This is a genomic window from Streptomyces sp. NPDC057963, from assembly GCF_042887155.1.
Taxonomy (GTDB): Bacteria; Actinomycetota; Actinomycetes; order Streptomycetales; family Streptomycetaceae; genus Streptomyces.
This window is the reverse complement of record NZ_JBHVPX010000022.1, coordinates 41,052-58,502: the sequence shown is the minus strand read 5'-3', so window position 1 is coordinate 58,502 and position 17,451 is coordinate 41,052. Positions and strand designations below refer to the sequence as shown.

Annotated in this window: 17 protein-coding genes; 7 read left to right on the top strand and 10 right to left on the bottom strand. The window is 69.8% G+C overall.

Annotated elements, in window-relative coordinates; translation table 11 throughout:
- Positions 1–93: 93 nt before the first annotated feature.
- The 5 genes from ACFVT1_RS33650 (at position 94) to ACFVT1_RS33630 (ending at position 5,032) form a co-directional block, all read left to right on the top strand.
- Positions 94–660, top strand: a complete 567-nt coding sequence (locus tag ACFVT1_RS33650) for a GNAT family N-acetyltransferase (RefSeq protein ID WP_389802493.1) — start codon at positions 94–96, stop codon at positions 658–660.
- A 362-nt stretch (positions 661–1,022) separates the two neighbouring features.
- Positions 1,023–1,883 carry a universal stress protein gene (locus ACFVT1_RS33645; protein ID WP_389802490.1) on the top strand — a complete coding sequence of 287 codons (861 nt, stop codon included), beginning with the start codon at positions 1,023–1,025 and terminating at the stop codon, positions 1,881–1,883.
- A 70-nt stretch (positions 1,884–1,953) separates the two neighbouring features.
- Positions 1,954–2,442, top strand: coding sequence for a nuclear transport factor 2 family protein (locus ACFVT1_RS33640; RefSeq protein ID WP_389802487.1), 489 nt, complete (start codon positions 1,954–1,956; stop codon positions 2,440–2,442).
- Between the two features lie 102 nt (positions 2,443–2,544).
- Complete coding sequence (gene lnt / locus ACFVT1_RS33635) at positions 2,545–4,158, top strand: apolipoprotein N-acyltransferase (protein WP_389802484.1); 1,614 nt, start codon at positions 2,545–2,547, stop codon at positions 4,156–4,158.
- Between the two features lie 532 nt (positions 4,159–4,690).
- Positions 4,691–5,032, top strand: coding sequence for a hypothetical protein (locus ACFVT1_RS33630; protein WP_389802481.1), 342 nt, complete (start codon positions 4,691–4,693; stop codon positions 5,030–5,032).
- Between the two features lie 385 nt (positions 5,033–5,417).
- Here the strand turns inward: ACFVT1_RS33630 and ACFVT1_RS33625 are convergent, their stop codons facing one another.
- Both ACFVT1_RS33625 and ACFVT1_RS33620 read right to left on the bottom strand, forming a co-directional pair.
- A complete protein-coding gene (locus tag ACFVT1_RS33625; RefSeq protein WP_389802478.1) occupies positions 5,418–6,317 on the bottom strand; it encodes a Gfo/Idh/MocA family protein in 900 nt (299 codons plus the stop codon).
- 83 nt (positions 6,318–6,400) lie between these two features.
- Complete coding sequence (locus ACFVT1_RS33620; RefSeq protein ID WP_389802476.1) at positions 6,401–7,612, bottom strand: FAD-dependent monooxygenase; 1,212 nt, start codon at positions 7,610–7,612, stop codon at positions 6,401–6,403.
- A gap of 76 nt (positions 7,613–7,688) precedes the next feature.
- Between ACFVT1_RS33620 and ACFVT1_RS33615 the strand changes: the two genes are divergently transcribed.
- Both ACFVT1_RS33615 and ACFVT1_RS33610 read left to right on the top strand, forming a co-directional pair.
- A complete protein-coding gene (locus ACFVT1_RS33615) occupies positions 7,689–8,354 on the top strand; it encodes a TetR/AcrR family transcriptional regulator (RefSeq protein ID WP_389802473.1) in 666 nt (221 codons plus the stop codon).
- Positions 8,355–8,429: 75 nt separating this feature from the next.
- A complete protein-coding gene (locus tag ACFVT1_RS33610; protein ID WP_389802470.1) occupies positions 8,430–8,882 on the top strand; it encodes a hypothetical protein in 453 nt (150 codons plus the stop codon).
- A 121-nt stretch (positions 8,883–9,003) separates the two neighbouring features.
- Here the strand turns inward: ACFVT1_RS33610 and ACFVT1_RS33605 are convergent, their stop codons facing one another.
- The 8 genes from ACFVT1_RS33605 to ACFVT1_RS33570 all read right to left on the bottom strand — a co-directional run bounded on the left by ACFVT1_RS33605 (position 9,004) and on the right by ACFVT1_RS33570 (position 16,488).
- Positions 9,004–9,489 carry a hypothetical protein gene (locus ACFVT1_RS33605; RefSeq protein WP_389802468.1) on the bottom strand — a complete coding sequence of 162 codons (486 nt, stop codon included), beginning with the start codon at positions 9,487–9,489 and terminating at the stop codon, positions 9,004–9,006.
- 150 nt (positions 9,490–9,639) lie between these two features.
- A complete protein-coding gene (locus ACFVT1_RS33600; RefSeq protein WP_362207639.1) occupies positions 9,640–10,323 on the bottom strand; it encodes a uracil-DNA glycosylase in 684 nt (227 codons plus the stop codon).
- A gap of 86 nt (positions 10,324–10,409) precedes the next feature.
- Positions 10,410–11,990, bottom strand: coding sequence for an ABC transporter substrate-binding protein (locus tag ACFVT1_RS33595; RefSeq protein WP_389802465.1), 1,581 nt, complete (start codon positions 11,988–11,990; stop codon positions 10,410–10,412).
- Positions 11,991–12,108: 118 nt separating this feature from the next.
- Positions 12,109–12,864 carry an SDR family oxidoreductase gene (locus ACFVT1_RS33590; RefSeq protein ID WP_389802464.1) on the bottom strand — a complete coding sequence of 252 codons (756 nt, stop codon included), beginning with the start codon at positions 12,862–12,864 and terminating at the stop codon, positions 12,109–12,111.
- 20 nt (positions 12,865–12,884) lie between these two features.
- Complete coding sequence (gene fabG, locus ACFVT1_RS33585; RefSeq protein ID WP_389802461.1) at positions 12,885–13,646, bottom strand: 3-oxoacyl-ACP reductase FabG; 762 nt, start codon at positions 13,644–13,646, stop codon at positions 12,885–12,887.
- A 234-nt stretch (positions 13,647–13,880) separates the two neighbouring features.
- A complete protein-coding gene (locus tag ACFVT1_RS33580; RefSeq protein ID WP_389802459.1) occupies positions 13,881–14,264 on the bottom strand; it encodes a DUF3037 domain-containing protein in 384 nt (127 codons plus the stop codon).
- Positions 14,261–15,118, bottom strand: a complete 858-nt coding sequence (locus tag ACFVT1_RS33575; RefSeq protein WP_389802456.1) for a HipA family kinase — start codon at positions 15,116–15,118, stop codon at positions 14,261–14,263. The genes ACFVT1_RS33580 and ACFVT1_RS33575 overlap by 4 nt, the downstream gene beginning before the upstream one ends.
- A gap of 323 nt (positions 15,119–15,441) precedes the next feature.
- On the bottom strand, positions 15,442–16,488 hold the full coding sequence (locus ACFVT1_RS33570) for a glycosyltransferase (RefSeq protein WP_389802454.1): 1,047 nt from the start codon (positions 16,486–16,488) through the stop codon (positions 15,442–15,444).
- Positions 16,489–17,451 lie beyond the last annotated feature (963 nt).

Here is a 17,451-nt window from a genome sequence, read left to right as displayed (position 1 = left end):
GCCTGAGGAGACACGTGCGAAACGGGCCCATGACCGTCCCGAGTCGTTCCTCACGCCGCTGGTGTCGCTGAAGTCCTGTGCCAGGCTGGACCCATGAGTGACATGTGGACCGGCGAGAAGGTACGCCTGCGAGGTGTCGAGCCCGAAGACTGGGAGGGCTTTCGCGACCTGGCCGAGAACACCCTCGATGTCCGCAACGCCGACCTGGTCGACCCTCCGCGCTCTGCTGAGAGTTTCCGTTCCTGGACTGCTGAGCGGGCTGCGCGTCCGCCGGGGGATGAAGCATTCCGCCTGGTGGTCGAGGTGCTCGCCGACCACGCGTTCGCAGGGTCCGTGACAGTCGGAGAGACCGACATCCGTGCTGGACGGTTCAAGACGGGCATCGAGATCATCCGCGATCACCGCCGCATGGGGTACGCGGCCGAGGCAACCGAACTCGTCCTCACCTACATGTTCGCCGAACAGCGCCACAACAAGTGCGAGGTGGAGGTCTACGCCTTCAACGACGCCTCCCTCGCCCTTTACCGCAGGCTGGGCTTCGTCGAGGAGGGACGACTCCGCCAACATGATTTCTTCGCCGGCAGCCACCACGATGTTGTGCTCCTTGGCATCACCGCCGAGGAACACTGGGCCACACGCCAGCGTCCATCGGTGCGGTGATCTTCGCTTCACCATTCCCCGCGTATGGGGCAAATCAACAGCACGGGGTCAGGATGCCGTCAGGCCCGGGAGCATGGGACGCTGAGCAAACGCAACGTGCCTTCTCTCGCCGAAGCGGGAGGGGCCATGTCACTCGGGTCCGTCGCCCGGTTCCCGGCCGGCACGGGCACCGGCATCCGCCCGGAGCCGGCGGGCCGCCCCGCCGAGGAGCGGCCCTACGCGACCCCGGCCGGCACCACGGGTGATACCTACCCGGATTGTCCGGGTTGACTGGGTTCAGGCAGATGGGGCCGAAAGTCCCTGCCGTACGACGTGGGCGCGTACCAGTCTGGGACACGTACCACCGGAACCTGGAGGGAACCATGACCACCGCCGAGCTTCCCGTGATCGCAGCCGTCGACGGCTCGTCGCACAGCCGCGAGGCACTCGACTGGGCCGCGCGCGAAGCGGTCCGCCGGGGGCTTCCGCTGGTGATCGTGCACGCCCGGACGCCGACCAGGCGCACCGTCCAGGAGACGCAGCTGCGCGGCGCGGAGGAGTTGCTCACCCAGTCGGTACGGAGGGTCTGCGAGATCGCTCCGGATCTGCACCCGACGACGCTCGCACCGCTGGACTTCCCCGCGGCGGCGCTCACCTCGCTCAGCCGCGACGCGTCGCTGGTGGTCGTCGGCTCGCGCGGTCTGGGCGGTTTCCGGTCGCTGATGCTCGGCTCCAACAGCCTGGCGACCGCCTCGATGGCCAAGTGCCCCGTCGTCGTCATCCACGGCGGGCCGTCGGAGGAGGACGGCGGGGCGGCGGAGGCCTACCCCGACATCGTCGCGGGCGTGGCCGCCGACGAGAGCAGTGAAGCGGTACTGGACTTCGCCTTCGCGACGGCCGCCACCCGTCCCGGTGCGCGCCTGCGGATCGTGCACGGCTGGACGATGTTCTCCTCGATGCTGTCCGGCGGCCCCGTCTTCGACCGGGACGCGGCCGCGGGGGCGGCCGAGCGGACCCTCGCCGAACTCACCGCCGGACGGCAGGAGAAGTACCCGCAGGTCGAGGTCGTCAGGGAGCCGGTCGGCGGCTCCGCCTCACGCACCCTGGTCATGGCCTCGGCGACCGCGGCGCTGACCGTGATCGGACGGCGCAAGGGCGGCGAGTCCCTCGGACTCGGGCTCTCCCCCGTCGCCCAGACCACGCTCACGCACGCGCTCGGCCCGGTGGCCGTGGTGCCCTGCTGACAGCGGCGCCGGCCCGCCCCGTGCGTGCACGCCCCTTGGCCCCGCACGCCGACGGGCAGACACTGACCCGATGACGCAGCGCGTGGATCTCTCGACCGTGATGGACCAGCTGTCCATCGATGCAGTGATCACCGGCTATGCGCGGGCGGTGGACGACGGCGCATGGGCGGACTACCGGGCCCTGTTCACCGCGGACGGGCGCGCCGACTACCGCAGTGCGGGCGGCATCGAAGGGCCCGCCGACGAGGTCGCCCAGTGGCTTGCGGAGACCATGCGGCTCTTCTCCGTACGCCAGCACCTGATCGTCAACCGCCGGCTCGCCATCCAGGATCTGGGCGGCTACCCGGGCGACCGCGCCGAGGTGCTGGCGGACTACGTGAATCCGATGCGGCTGGCGGGCGGCGGGGGCGGTACCGGGGCGGGGACGAGCGCGCCGGACTTCGTCTCCGGCGGGCGGTACACGTTCACGCTGTCGCGTACGGAGAGCGGCTGGCGGATCCGTACCGTGACCGTCGACGAGAAGTGGCGCGGCACGGCGGGCTCGCGCACCGCCGGCTGAGCCCGCCCTCCGGGTGCTTCCGCCTTCCGGCGCCGGGGAAGAACTGCGGAACGGGAGCCCAGGGGTGACACTGCTGACCAGGCGGGGACGAGGAGGCGCGGCATGCGGATTCCGGCCGGTCGGCGCGAGCGGTGGCAGCGGATTCGGCGGTCCGGCCGGTGGCACGCCTGCCTCGCGCTGTTCGCCGGTGCGCTTCCCGCGCTCGCCTTCCCCGCCCCTTCCTTGTGGTGGCTCGCCTACGTCGGTCTGGTGCCGTGGCTGCTGCTGATCCGGTCCGCCGGTACGGCGCGCCGCGCGGCGCTCGACGGCTGGCTCGGCGGGATGGGCTATCTGCTCGCTGTGCACCACTGGCTGCTGCCGAGTCTCCATGTGTTCCTCGTGATCCTGGCGGCCCTGCTCGGTCTGCTGTGGGCGCCGTGGGGGCTGCTGGTCTTCCGGACGCTGCGCGGGCCGGCGCGCGCGGGTTCCGCCGCGGCCGCGGTCGTGGTGGTGCCGTGCGGGTGGCTGATGATCGAGCTGGTCCGCTCCTGGGAGGGGCTCGGCGGTCCCTGGGGGCTGCTCGGCGCGAGTCAGTGGGAGGTGGCTCCGGCACTCCGCGTGGCATCGGTCGGCGGGGTGTGGCTGGTGAGCCTGCTGGTGGTCGCGGTGAACACCGCCGCAACCCTGCTGTTCGTGACCGCGGCCGCCCGGACGGTCGCCGTCGTCGCCGTCGTGGCGTGTGCCGTGGCGGTGTCGGCGATGGCCCGGTGGGCACCGCGGCCCGAGCCGTCGGGCGTGGCCAGGGTCGCCGTCGTACAGCCGGGCGTGCTCGCGGGACCCCGCAGTGTCGAGCGGCGGCTCGCCGTCAGTGAGCGGTTGACCGGCTCGCTGGCGGGACGCGGTCTCGATCTGGTGGTGTGGGGCGAGAGCAGTGTCGGTGTGGATCTCTCCCGGCACCCGGACATCACCGCCCGGATCGCGGCCCTGTCGCGCCGGGTGGGCGCCGATGTGCTGGTCAACATGGACGCCCTGCAGACCGACGGGGCGGGGCGGACGGGGATCTTCAAGTCCGCGGTGCTGGTGGGGCCGGACAAATTGACCGGAGATCGGTACGACAAGATGCGGCTGGTGCCGTTCGGCGAGTACGTTCCGGCCCGTTCCGTCCTCGGATGGGTCACGTCCGTGGGCAAGGCGGCGGGCAGGGACCGGCTCCGCGGCACCCGTCCGGTCACGATGGAGCTTCCCGGAGCCGACGGGGGGAAGGGACTGCGCATCGGGCCGCTGATCTGCTTCGAGTCCGCGTTCCCCGACATGAGCCGGCGGCTGACCCTGGACGGCGCGCAACTGCTGATCGCCCAGTCGTCGACCGCGTCGTTCCAGCACAGCTGGGCTCCCGAACAGCACGCCTCGCTCGGAGCGCTGCGAGCCGCCGAGAACGGCCGCCCGATGGTGCATGCCACGCTCACCGGCGTCAGTGCCGTGTACGGCCCGCAGGGTGCGCGGATCGGCACCCCGCTCGGTACGGATACGAGTGCGGCCGAGGTCTTCGACGTACCGCTGGCGTCCGGTACCACCCTCTACGTGCGGCTGGGCGATTGGCCGGTGCACGGGGCGGCTGCGGTGCTGGCCGTGTTCTGCGCGTACGAGGGGGTGCGGTCGCTCAGGAGGCGTGACGGGGCCGGGGCGAGGGGCGCCGAGGCGTCGGTGGCCGCCTCGCCCGGTGAGCCCCGGGGCTGAGCCGGGGTGGGCCGGAGGCCGGTCTCCGGACTGTCCCGGACCACTCGCCTGCACGCCTGCCGCGCCTGCCGCGCCTCGCGGCGCGGGATGCACGACGCCATCAGCCCCGCGAACGCCCGGCGGCGGCTCGTCGCACCGCCTACGCCACCGGGGATCCCGCGGCCACCGCGTTCTGATACGTCGTCGCAAGAAGCCGCGATCACGCTGGTCGTACCCGTGGCGCGGACACCCCCCTCGCACCCCTGACCAGCATTGACGCCCTGCCCATCACGGACTGCGGCGGCCGGGACCGCTTTTATTGAATATCGAATTCCGTTTAATGGCAGTGAAGTGCCGTGCAAAATCGGCCTTTATCAAGATGTGATCACGATACGAAGACCCCGGTTGCTGTCACCTCGCCGAGAAGTTAAGACTTGATCACCTCCACCCCCTCCCGCGAGGGGTCGCCCACACCCTTTCGAGACCGGGTTGAATGATGGCGGAAAATGTATGTGGAGTTCGGCGCGAGAAAAGGGTATTGATGAAATTCCGAATGCGTGCAGCGACCGTGACTGTCGGAACCGCCCTGGCCGTATGGGGGCTTGCTGCTCCCGTCCAGGCCGCCACCCCCACCGTCAACGGTTCCGTTCAGGCTCAGGGGACGATCCAGTGCACCCCGGAGAGCAAGACATATACCGTGAAATCGAAGCCCGCGCCGGTACTCTCCGGCCCGTCCAACAAAGCGACGCAGATCGACGTCGCCTACCCCGGAAACAAGGTGCGCAGCTATTACCACTGTGTCAATGGCGGCAACATGTACGTCTGCATCGGCCTCTGCAAAGTCGACGACAACGGCGTCAAGGGACGCTGGGTATTCCGTGGCTACCTGAGCTGATTTCCCACCGCGGTGCGGCTCACTCTCCCTGGACCCACCGCTCGATGACGGGCTGCGCGAGGGCCTGGCACGGAGAGGTGCCCGCCGAGCCGGGAGAACGGGATTCCCCCATGCCTCCACCGGCCCTGGGCGTCGGCGTGGCCGTTCGACGCCCGGTCCGTGAAGAGCTGCCGGCCGGCGGGGTTCCAGGAGCGGGACAGGCACGGGCTTCCAGGATCATGGGGTTTCCGACGCCCCACGACCCGAGTGAAGACCGTGCCTGTCGGCGCATCAGCGCCGATGCCACCCGCCGTTGACCGGCTCCGCGAGCAGTCCTGACGGACCATCGATCCCCTGGACGCGAAATCACACCCTTGACCAGCAGGAACAGCGGAACGCTACGGCCCTAGACGCAGTCCAGGTCGCGCAGGACACGCTCGCACAGCTCGTGCGTCTGCAACGCGTCCCTGGCGCTCAGCACCTTTCCGGCCCGCACGGCGTCCAGGAACGACAGCACGCTCTGCTCGATGCCGCGCTGACGGGCCACCGGCACCCAGTCGCCGCGCCGGCGTACGCTCGGCTGGCCCTTGTGGTCGATCACCTCGGCAAGGTTCACGACCTCGCGCTTGGAGTCCTGGCCGGAGACCTCCAGCCGTTCCTCGGTCGAGCCGCTGAGCCGGTTCATCATGCCGATCGCGGTGAATCCGTCACCGGACAGTTGCAGGACGACGTGGTGCATCAGACCGTCGCGGATCCTGGCCTGTACGACGGTGTGCTCGATCGGCCCCGGGACGAGGAAGCGCAGGGTGTCGACGACATGGATGAAGTCGTCGAGCACCATGGTGCGCGGTTCCTCGGGCAGGCCGACCCGGTTCTTCTGCATGAGGATCAGTTCACGCGGGTGCTCGGCGCACTGCGCGTAGCCGGGCGCGACCCTGCGGTTGAAACCGACGGCGAGGCTCGTCCCACGCTCCTCGGCAAGGTTCACCAGCCCTGCCGAATCGGCGAGTTCGTAGGCCAGCGGCTTGTCGACGTACGTGGCGACGCCGGCGTCCAGCAACCGGCCCACGATCTGGGGGTGCACGGGGGTGGGAGCGTGGACGAACGCGGCGTCCAGCCCCTCGGCGAGCAGCGAATCGAGGTCGGTGTGGCGCTGCCCGGACGGGATCCGGTGGGCCTCGGAGACCGCGGCCAGAGTGGCGGGGGTACGGGTCTGCAGATGCAGTTCGACCCCGGGCAGGGTGGTCAGAACCGGCAGGTACGCCTTCTGCGCGATGTCGCCGAGCCCGATGCAGCCGACCTTCACAGGGGTCTCCCTCTCACTGTTCGGCACCGGCCGGCGCGGTGTCACCGGGCGAGGGAGCCCCGTCGGGCTCTTCGAGCCGATGCCTACCGCGATGGCCTGTGCGCGTCCTTCGTCCGGGCAGCATACGTGTGCTGCGGCGGCTGCCAGTCGGCGATGCCGTCGAAGGTGCGCAGGACGAGAGTCGGTCCGAGCCGCGAGACGGCGGACATCAGGGCATCGCGCAGCATCACGGAAGGGACCCCGGTCAGGCGCATCAGCCGGGACGCCTTTGCGGCCTTGCGGACGACGGCCGTTGTGCGCGGCAGCCGGTCCGCGGTGTAGGCGGCCAGGCCCGCACCGAGGTCCCCGTCCGGCGTCATGTGGTGGGCGAGCACGATCGCGTCCTCGACCGCCTGGTTGCCGCCCTGGCCGAGGCTGGGTGCCATGGCGTGGGCGGCGTCTCCGACGAGGACGGTGCGGCCCCGGTGACAGGACGGCAAGGGGTCGATCAGGTGGTGCACGTCGTTGCGGAGCACCTGACCGGGCTCGGCGGCGGCGATGGTCGAGGGGATCGGGTCGTGCCAGCCACCGAAGCGGCGCATCAGCTCCGCCTTCTCGTCGTCGACGGCGTGGGCTCCGGCGGGGGCGACCGCGGCCCCGTAGGCGTAGATCCTGCCGTCCTTGAGCGGCTGGGTGCCCCAGAGGGCGCCGCGCCCCCACGTCTCGTGCGGCGCGAAGGGCCGCCCGGCCGCGGGGACGACCAAGCGCCAGGTGGTGAATCCGGCGTACGAGGGCCCGGGGTGGGCCGGGAAGAGTACGCCGCGTACACCCGACCTGATGCCGTCGGCACCGATCACGAGGTCGGCCTCGATGGTCCCGGACGCCGTCCGGACGACCGCACGCGCACCGCCCGCCGCCCCGGGGTCGAGCAGTTCTGCCGCAGTGTCGGTGCGGACGGCGGCTTCGGGCAGGCGGCTCACCAGACGGCCGACGAAGGTGGCCCGGTGCAGCAGGACGATGGGGCCGCCGAACCTCTCGGTCGCGGCGGCGCTGCTCGTACGGGAGAGCCAGCGCCCGCTCGGGGTGCGCATGCCGCCCGCGCCCTGCCAGGCGGCGAGGGACCTGATCTCGTCGCCGAGGCCGATGACGTCCAGGGCGCGCTGGGCATTGGGAGCGAGGGCGATGCCCGCGCCGACGGGTTCCAGGGAGGCGGCGCGCTCCAGAACGGTGACCCGCCAACCGCACTCGTGCAGGGCCACCGCCGCGGTGAGGCCGCCGATTCCGCCACCGACGACGACGGCGTGGGGTTGCTCCATCACTCCTCCTCGAAACTACACCTGTAGTGGCGATTGCACCGTACTACAGATGTAGTTCCACGGGTAGGTTGACCCCATGGCCACACGCACCACCGGCACCTCCCGGGCCGACCTCATCACCGATGCCGCTCTCGCACTCCTCGCCGAACGGGGGATGCGCGGACTGACCCACCGAGCCGTGGACGAGCGCGCCGGGCTCCCCCAGGGTTCGACGTCCAACTACGCACGCACCCGGCAGTCCCTGCTGGAGGCGACGGTGCGACGGCTGGCGGAGCGCGAGGCGCGGGTGCTCGCACCGGGCGAACTCCCCGTTCCTGGCGCCGGACAGGCACCCGGCCCGCACACCGGCCGGGGACGCGGCACACAGAACGGCCCGCACACCGGCCCGGAGGCGCTGATCGCCGCTCTCGCGCTCGCCCTGCACCGGTATCTCACCCGCCATCCCGAACTGCTCGTCTGCCGCTACGAGCTCGCTCTCGAAGCCACCCGCCGCCCCGAACTGCGGAAGTTCTTCGACGCGACGGGCCGGCAGTTCCGTGAGCCGCTGACGGCCCTGATGACGGCGGCCGGATCGGCCGAGCCCGAGCGGCACGCCCTGTCCCTGGTGGCCTGGTGCGAGGGGCTGATGTTCTCGTGCGCCGCGGGTTCGTACCACCAGTCCGTCCCGACCGAGGAGGAGTTGCGCACCGGCTTCGCCGAACTCCTGCGCGGGATGCTGGGATCCGACGGGGCATTGCGCTGACCGGAGTCACTCGTGCGGGCCAATCCGGGCTTCCCGGCTCACCGGGAAGCCGATCCGCCCAGCAGAGTTGATCAGGTGCAACGAACCAGAACCACCGTGAAGCTCCTGGTCGGCGTGGCGGTCACGACGCTGTCCGGCTGTGTGTCCGTGACCCCGCATCCGGACGTTCCGCCCCGGCCCGGGATCAGCAGCCCCGCCCAGGACCTGGCACCGCAGATCGCGCGGCCCCCGGTCCACGACAGCCTGGAGGTGGTACCGGCCCCGGGGCCGTCCGCCTCCGCCTCCGCCCCGACGGCCGGATCGCCTGCGGGTACCGGCCGCGCCGCCGCTCCCGTGCCGCGGCAACGGAACCGTCCCGGGGCGGCGCAGCCCCGCCGGCGTCATGCCCCGCCCGCCGTGACCGTGCCCGTCCCGGCCCTGCCGGCCCCCGTCGCCGGGAGGGACGTCTGCGCACTGGGACGGGGATACGGGCACTGGCCGGCCGGCAGCCCCCAGTCCCGGATCTGCGAGAACACCTACGGCCGCTGAGACCGGTACGGAAAAGACCCTGCCGGGTCCGGTACGGAAAGGAACCCGCCGAGCCCGGTACGGGAAGAACGAGCGGGTGGCCCGTCCGCCGTGGACGGGCCACCTCTCACATCTCCCGCAGTCACATCTCCCGCAGTCTCAGCTCCAGCCGTGCGATCGCCGCGCGGACCCCTCCCCCGTAGCCGTCGTCCGACCCGTCCTCGGCGAGCACACCGGAGGCGGCATGGGCCCGGTCCAGATGGGTCCGGGCCGCCTCGGGCCGCTGGAGCTTCACGTAGTCCGCCGCGAGGTTGAGATGGAGCGAGGGGTAGAACGCCCGCACCGCCGGCACGTCGGAGTGCTGCGCCGCCCGCTCGTCCGTCAGGCTGTCGGCCGCAGTCAACGCCCTCAGGTCCCAGGCCAGTTCATCACCGGGATCGTCCTGGGTGTCGGCCATGTAGTGGGCGAGGGTGCACCGGTGCAGGGCGTCGCCGTCCTCGCCGATCTCCGACCAGAGGTCGCCGAAGCGATTGCGGGCCTCCTCCCGGTCACCACCGTGCAGGAGCATGATCGCCTGGCCGATCCTGGTCATGACGGCATCCTTCGACGCCTCCCGCTGCTCCGCCACTGCGGCCTCCCTGTCCCTTGTCCACCCGTTCCCGGCCGACCGTTCCCGATCGACGCTAGCCGCAGCCGCGGCCAATCCCGCTGAGGCTCGGGCGGGCGTCCGGGCCTGTCCACCGGGCGCCCGCCACCGGCCGGGGCCGGGACCGCGGTGTCAGCCCAGATCGGGGATGCGCCAGTCGATGGCCTCGTGCCCCTGCGCCGCCACCGCCGCGTTGATCTGCCGGAACGGGCTGGAGCCGAAGAACTTCTTGGCGGAGAGCGGTGACGGGTGCGCGCCCTTCACCACCACATGGCGCTCCTCGTCGATCAGCGGGAGCTTCTTCTGCGCGTAGTTGCCCCAGAGCACGAAGACCGCCGGATCGGGCCGCGAGGCGACCGCGCGGATCACCGCGTCGGTGAACTTCTCCCAGCCCTTGCCCTTGTGCGAGTTGGCCTCGCCCGCACGCACCGTCAGCACCGCGTTGAGCAGCAGGACGCCCTGCTGGGCCCACGGCATCAGATACCCGTTGTCCGGGACGGGCAGGCCGAGCTCCTCCTTCATCTCCTTGTAGATGTTCCGCAGGGAGGGCGGCGTCTTCACCCCCGGCCGCACGGAGAAGCACAGGCCATGTCCCTGGCCCTCCCCGTGGTACGGGTCCTGGCCGAGGACGAGGACCTTCACCTTGTCGTAGGGAGTGGCGTCCAGAGCGGCGAACACCTGGTCGCGCGGCGGATAGACCGGCCCCTTGGCCCGCTCCTCCTCGACGAACTCGGCGAGCTCCTTGAAGTACGGTTTCTGCAGTTCTTCGCCGAGGACGCCGCGCCAGGACTCGGGCAGCAGGTCGGTGTCGGTCACGTCAACAACCTCCGGTAAGTAATACGTTCTCCATCCGAGAACCTACCGGGGGCCACTGACAACGGACCCCGCGAGCCCCGCCGGGCCTACCAGCTGGCCTTGCGGTACAGCTCCCACATCTGCATGACCGTCTGCGGGTCCAGGGCGCGCTCGCCGCCGCCGATGTCCTCGCCCGACGCGACGTACAGCTTGCCCTGCCACAGCGGCAGCAGCCGCACGTCGTCGACCAGGATCTGCTGGGCCCGTTCGAACTGCTTGCTGACCGCGCCCCGGTCGCTCTCCTTGCGGGTCTGCGGCAGCAACTGCTGGGTGATCTCGTCCTTCATGTACGGCATCCCGGTGATGCTGTCCTTGCCCACGAAGGGGGCGATGAAGTTGTCCGGGTCCGGGAAGTCCGGGAACCAGCCGCGGCCGAAGACGGGGTACGCCCCCTTGGTGAAGCCTTCCTGGAACTCCTTCCAGGGCTTGCTCTTCAGCGTGATCTTGAACAGTCCGGAGGCTTCCAGCTGACGCTTCAGTTCGTCGAACTCCAGCGCCGTGGAGGAGCCGTACCGGTCGGTCGTGTACCAGAACGTCATCGAGACGGGTTTGGTGAGGCCCGCTTTGACGAGGATCCGCTTCGCCTTGTCCCGGTCGGGGTCGCCATAGGCGTCGAAGAAGCTGGTGGTGTGTCCGGCGATGCCCTTGGGGACCATGGAGTACAGCGGCTCGGCCGTGCCCTGGTAGACCTTGGCCACCAGCGCGTCACGGTCGACGAGCTGGGCGACGGCCCGCCGCACGGCCACGTTCCCGGCGGCCGGATCCTCGGGGTTGAAGACCAGGAACCGGATGTCCGCGCCGACGGTCTCCACAATCTGCAGATTGCTGTTCTTGTCCTTGTTGTCTTCCAGGCTGACGACCTCCTCGGCGGTGAGGCCGCGGTAGATCGCGTCGATCTCGTTCTTCCTCAGCGCGGCGACCACCGGGGCGGATTCCTTGAAGTACCGGATGGTCACAGCGTCGTTCTTGCGGTTGGCGAAACCGTTGTAGCCCGGATTCCTCACCAGTTCGGCCCGGTTCCCCGGCTTGTACGCATCAAGGAGGTAGGGGCCGGATCCGGTGACCTTTCCGTCACTGCGGATCTTGTGCTTCGAATAGTCACTGGGCGCCACCAGCGACATCGCGGGCGTGGCGAGGATGAAGGGGAAAGTGGCGTCCGGCTTGGTGAGATGGAAGACGACGACGTCGTCCCCCCTCGTCTCCACCCGGTCGAGCGAGCCGAGCATGCCGACGGGGCCGCCCTTGACATTGAGCTCCGAGATCCGGTCGATGGAGTACTTCACGGCCTCGGCGTCGAGTGTGTCGCCATTGGAGAATTTCAGACCCTTGCGGAGTTTGCACCGGTAGGCCGTGCTGGTGGCGTCGGTGAACCTGCACGACTCCGCGGCATCGGGCTCGGGGCTGGTGCTGCCGCTCGGAAAGCTCACCAGGGTCTGGAAAACATTCCGCATCAGTTCCCAGGAGTTGTCCCACGCCGCCGCCGGATCCAGGGCGGAGGGTTCACTCGTCGTACCGACGACTATCTTCTGCTCCACTTTCGAGCCGCTGTCGGCAAGAAATCCGCAACCTGCCAGCAGAGAAAGGGAAGCAAGGACTGCAGCGGCCTGCAGACTGGCTCGGTAGAACACGTGAACGCTCCTCGATCAGCCATGGGTCGGCAGACCATACCGCAGCGCCCCGTCGGGTCAATCTCCAGGCCCGACAGGGCACTTGAGTCAATCAGGTCCAAAACCGCTCAGGCCGTTCTCAGCTCACGCCCGCGTTCAGGAAGATCCCGCCGTCGACCACCAGAGTCTGTCCCGTGATCCAGTCGGACTGGCTGGATGTGAGGAAGGCGGCGGCACCGCCGACGTCCTCGGGGACCCCCAGCCGGCCGAGCGGATAGGCCGCGGCGGCCTCCGCCTCACGGCCCTCGTACAGCGCCCGGGCGAATTTCGTCTTCACGACTGCGGGGGCGATCGCGTTGACCCGGACGACCGGCGCGAACTCGTGCGCAAGCTGAAGGGTCAGATTGACCATGGCAGCCTTGCTCATGCCGTACGCGCCGACGAACGGCGAGGCGGAGATACCGGCGACCGAGGCGATATTGACGATCGCCCCGCCGTTCTCCTTCTGCCAGGCCTTCCAGGTCTGCTGGGCGAACCCGAGCGCCGAGACCACATTCGTCTCGAAGACCTTGCGGGCGACATTGAGGTCGAGGTCCGCGATCGGGCCGAAGACCGGGTTCGTGCCGGCGTTGTTGACCAGGAAGTCGACCCGGCCGAACGTCTCCATGGTGTGCTCGACCGCCGCCACCTGGTGCGCCTCGTCGTGCGCCTTGCCCACCACACCGATCGCGCGGTCGGAGCCGAGCCGCTCGACGGCCTCCTTGAGAGCGTCCTCGCCCCGCCCGGTGATACAGACCCGGTCGCCGCGGGCCACGAGTGCCTCGGCGACGCCGTAGCCGATGCCCCGGCTCGCGCCCGTGATCAGCGCGACTTTCCCACTGTCCTGCACAGCCATGATGTCCGTAACCCTCCGGATCAGTTGAGCGGTCCGCCGGCTACGTACATGACCTGACCGGAGACGAAGCCGGCCTCGTCGCCCGTGAAGAAGGCGATGGCGTTGGCGATGTCCTCGGGGTGGCCGACACGCTGCACCGGGATCTGGGTGGCGGCGGCGGCCTGGAACTCCTCGAAGCCCATGCCGACCCGGGCCGCGGTCTGCGCGGTCATCTCGGTGACGATGAAGCCGGGGGCGACGGCGTTGGCGGTGATGCCGAACTTGCCGAGTTCCTTGGCGAGGGTCTTGGTGAAGCCCTGCAGACCGGCCTTGACGGCGGAGTAGTTGGCCTGCCCGCGGTTGCCGAGCGCCGAGGAGGAGGAGAGCGAGACGATCCGGCCGAACTTGGCGTCCACCATGTGCTTCTGCACGGCCTTGGCCATCAGGAACGCGCCCTTGAGGTGCACGTTCATCACGGTGTCCCAGTCGGACTCGGTCATCTTGAAGAGGAGGTTGTCGCGGAGCACACCCGCGTTGTTGACGAGGATCGTCGGGGCGCCGAGCTCGGCGGCGACCCGCGCGACCGCGGCCTCCACCTGGGCGCTGTCCGACACATCGCAGCCGACGGCGAGGGCGGTGCCCCCGGCGGCGGTGATCTTCTCGACGGTGTCCTTGCAGGCCGCCTCGTCGAGGTCGAGTACGGCGACTGCGCGGCCCTCGGCCGCCAGGCGCACCGCGGTGGCGGCGCCAATGCCCCGCGCCGCTCCGGTCACGACGGCGACGCGCTGCTCGGTGGTGGACATGCTTGGTTCTCCTCGCCCTTGGATCGCGGCTCAGCGGACGTCAGGGGGCCCGGCACGGATCGTCCGTGTGCGCGGAACCTCCCCGATAACTGAGCAACCGCTTAGTACCTTCAGCAGACGAGACGCTAGAAGCCCTGGCACCCGGTGTCAACGGCGCACGGCCGCAGGGGCGCATGTCACACCCGGCGGCGCCGCTGCCACCGTGGTCACGGGCGACACCACCGGGGTGGGGAGTCAGCGCACCAGCAGGTCCAGCAGCCGTTCGACCTCGGCCTCAGGGTCGTCCGTGAGGCCGCTGTGCACAGGGCTCGGCTGGACGACCGTGGAGCGCGGCGCGATCAGCCAGCGGAAGCGGCGGCCTGCGTCGTCCCCGGCGGCCTGACCCGCGTCCGAACCGCCGCGGCAGACACCCTCGACGGCACGCAGGGCGGCCCGCACACCGACCACATCGGCGGCCGGGTCAAGGGCCTTCAGTTTGACCTCGTCGAGATGGGTGCGGGCGGCGACGAAGCCCCGCGCGCGGCAGTAGACGACCACGCCCGCGTTGAAGAACTCGCCGCGCTGCACCCGCGGCACCACGCGCAGCAGCGCGTACTCGAAGACATCGCGCTCGCTCACCGTCGGCCGTCCTTGTCGTTCTTCTCCTTGGTGGGGTGCGGCCACGGGGTGAGGTGCTCGGTGAGCCAGCCGGGGGCCTGGGACGGCTTGGGCTCGGTGGGGCCCTCCAGCGTGATCCGCTCATGGATGGTCGCGGCGCGCGGCAACAGCGCCTCCACATAGGCGCGGCGCAGCTCGTCCGTGGAGTCGAAGCCGGGCTCGTCCACCAGCCATTCGTCGGGGACGTCGGCCGCGACCTCGGTGAGCAGTTCCTCGGTGACCAGGGGGGCGAGCTCGGCCGCCGCCGCCGCGATGTCGGGGGCGAAGGGGGCCAGCGCGTGGTCCGAGGCGTTGTACGGCTTGGCGGCGGATGTCCGGACGCCGGGCCAGTTGTGGTGCCAGATCATGGTGGCGCCGTGGTCGATGAGCCACAGGTCGCCGTGCCAGATCAGCATGTTCGGATTGCGCCAGGACCGGTCGACGTTGTTGATCAGTGCGTCGAACCAGACAACCCGGCCGGCTTCCCTGGAGTCCACCTGGTAGGCGAGCGAGTCGAAGCCGATCGACCCGGGCAGGAAGTCCATCCCCAGATTGAGCCCGCCGCTGGCCTTCAGGAGCTCCTGCACCTCCTGGTCGGGCTCGGCGAGCCCGATGACCGGGTCGAGCTGGATCTGCACGAGGTCGGGGACGCGAAGGCCGAGCCGGCGGCCGAGCTGTCCGCAGATGACCTCCGCGACCAGCGTCTTGCGCCCCTGTCCGGCACCGGTGAATTTCATGACATAGGTGCCGAGGTCGTCGGCCTCGACGATTCCGGGGAGCGATCCACCTTCCCGCAGGGGCGTGACGTACCGGGTCGCGCTCACTTCTTTCAACATTTTCCCAGGCCACCAAACGCTTCAACCTTGGAATCCACGATCTGCTCCTGTTCGCTCACCCTCGGAGCCGGCCCCGATCGGCCCGGGGGAGAATCCGGGGAGTTCGGTTGGCGCCTTGGTCCCTCTGGCTCCCCCGGCATTCCGTCGATGACGGTGCGTTCCCCTGCGTCCGACCTCCGGCATGAAGTGAGCATAGTAACCGAGAGTGACAGTCGGCGATGAGTGCCCGAGCCCCCGCGCCAACGCCACCGCGGGCTCCCTCACCTCCGGCGTGATGCGGAGCCGTGTGGAGCCGCGCTCGGCGCTCCTCGTTCTACCGAGTCTCAAGAGGCGGCCGACGGCTCCACCCTCGTGTGCGTCTCCGGCGGCACCGGGAAACGCCTCAGCAGCTCCTCCATCCAGGCGGCCGGATGGGTGGCCGACGCCGCGCCCCCGGGAAGGGCACGCGCTCTGCGGATGCCCTCGATCAGCGCCGCCGTGGCGGCCCTGGTGGTGTAGCGGTCGGCGACCCACCGGCGGCCCGCCCGCCGCACCTCGTCCTGGTCGGGCAGGTCGAGCAGCTCGAGCGCCTTGTCGGCCAACTGAGCCGTTTCGAGCTCCGGGATGCGCCACGCGGACGGCGAGTCGAACAATTCCGCACCGCCGCCACCGGCGTATCCGGTCACCAGGCAGCCGCTGGCCATCGCCTCGGCCGGGGGCAGGCCGAAGCCCTCGCCCTCGGGCGCTCCCAACGCGATGAACACCGACGTTTCCGAGAACACGCGAGCGACTTCCTCGTGGGGAACCGCGTGGATGTCGTACAGATCGATGCCGGTGGACCGTGGGTCGGCATGGAGCAGGCGGCGAAGCAGCGTGCTTTCGATCGGACGTTTGCGGGACATCCATGCGATGCGTCGAACCCGCCCGGTCGATGCCGGCCGGAACAGCTCGGTGTCGATGATGTTCGGCACCAGGTGCGGTTCGAACTCGGGCAGGGCGCGGCGGAGCATCTCGACGCCCGCCTGCGAGATCGCCCACAGAGCCGGCCGCACCGGCCAGCCCGGGTACGGGCCGGGGTCGGGGCAGGTCAGGAAGTTGAGGTAATGCCCCTGTGAATAGATGACCTTGTGCCCGCCGGGTGCCGGGTCGTGGCCCGGCACCACGCTGACCTCGTGCAGCACGAGCACGTCCTCGGGCCCCAGATCCAAGGTCATGCCGGACAGCGTCGGCACGTCGTCGTCGAACCACGTGTAGCGGAATCCCGGCGTGGGGGTCCAGCGGAACGCCTCGACGCCGGCAGCCCGCAGCAGCGAGACCTGTTGGTTCAGTACGCGAATGCCGCCCAGCGGAAACTGGAACTCGAACGACGCGTAGATGACTCGACCAGCCACCGTACCTCCCCGAGAGACAACGATCGGTGAGACCTCATCATGAGGAAATCTCTTCGAAGTTCTCTTCACACCATGCGAGTTGGCTCGTTGACGGCCCCATCGGCCTGGTCCCGAAGTTCGTTGCGAAAGCTGGGGTGAACGGCCCGGCGGCCATGGCTGCAACGGCACCGGAAACCAGGTCGAACGGCGTGCCGTCCGAAGCTGCGACGTCGGTAGGTGGATAGGTCTCGGTCGTAGGCGTAATTCGCAGGCGGATTGGCTGGAAGTGGCGCTGCCTTCTTGAAGCCACGTACTTGCTCAGCGGCTGGGACCGTTACTCGTACGTTCAGGGTGACAGCGAAGTCCACATGTGCCACCGGCCCCCTCGCAGCATCCTGCGTACCGTCATCGATCGGCTCCGGGTCCACCCACGGTCCCGAGGGCCGAGGAGCTCCATGGCGCCGAGGCGGCGTTGCGCCCGTTCGCCTCCGTGAGGGCCGGCGCCGGCCGACGGCCGTATGCGCTATAGTTGATCTTGCAAGTTCGCCGCAACCCGCGGCGACTGGCGCTGCGTTGGTGGTCCAAGGAAAGACGCCCCGCTTCCTGCGGGGAAATGCAGGTGCAAGGCCTGCCCAGCGCTCACTCACAAGGCCCTTCCCCGGCGGGGGAAGGGCCTTGTCACGTTCCCCGCGCTTCCTGGAGAACTTCCGCACGGCTCTCACCCGCGAAGTCCCCGCGACAGCAACCGCGAGGCGTGCGGCACCGTGCGCGCGGGCCGGACGCGGCGCCGGTCAAGTTGCCCTGGCGGTCGCACGGTCATCCCCTGCGCGTACGGGCCGGACGCGGCGAAGACAAATCCCCGCCGACAACGGTTGATTCCCATGGGCCGGAGGGGTGATGTCACCGACGGTTCCGTCCGGTGGGGCACCGGGGCAGGTGAGACCACCCCGGTGCCGACAGTCCGCCTTCGCCGCGGTGACAGCG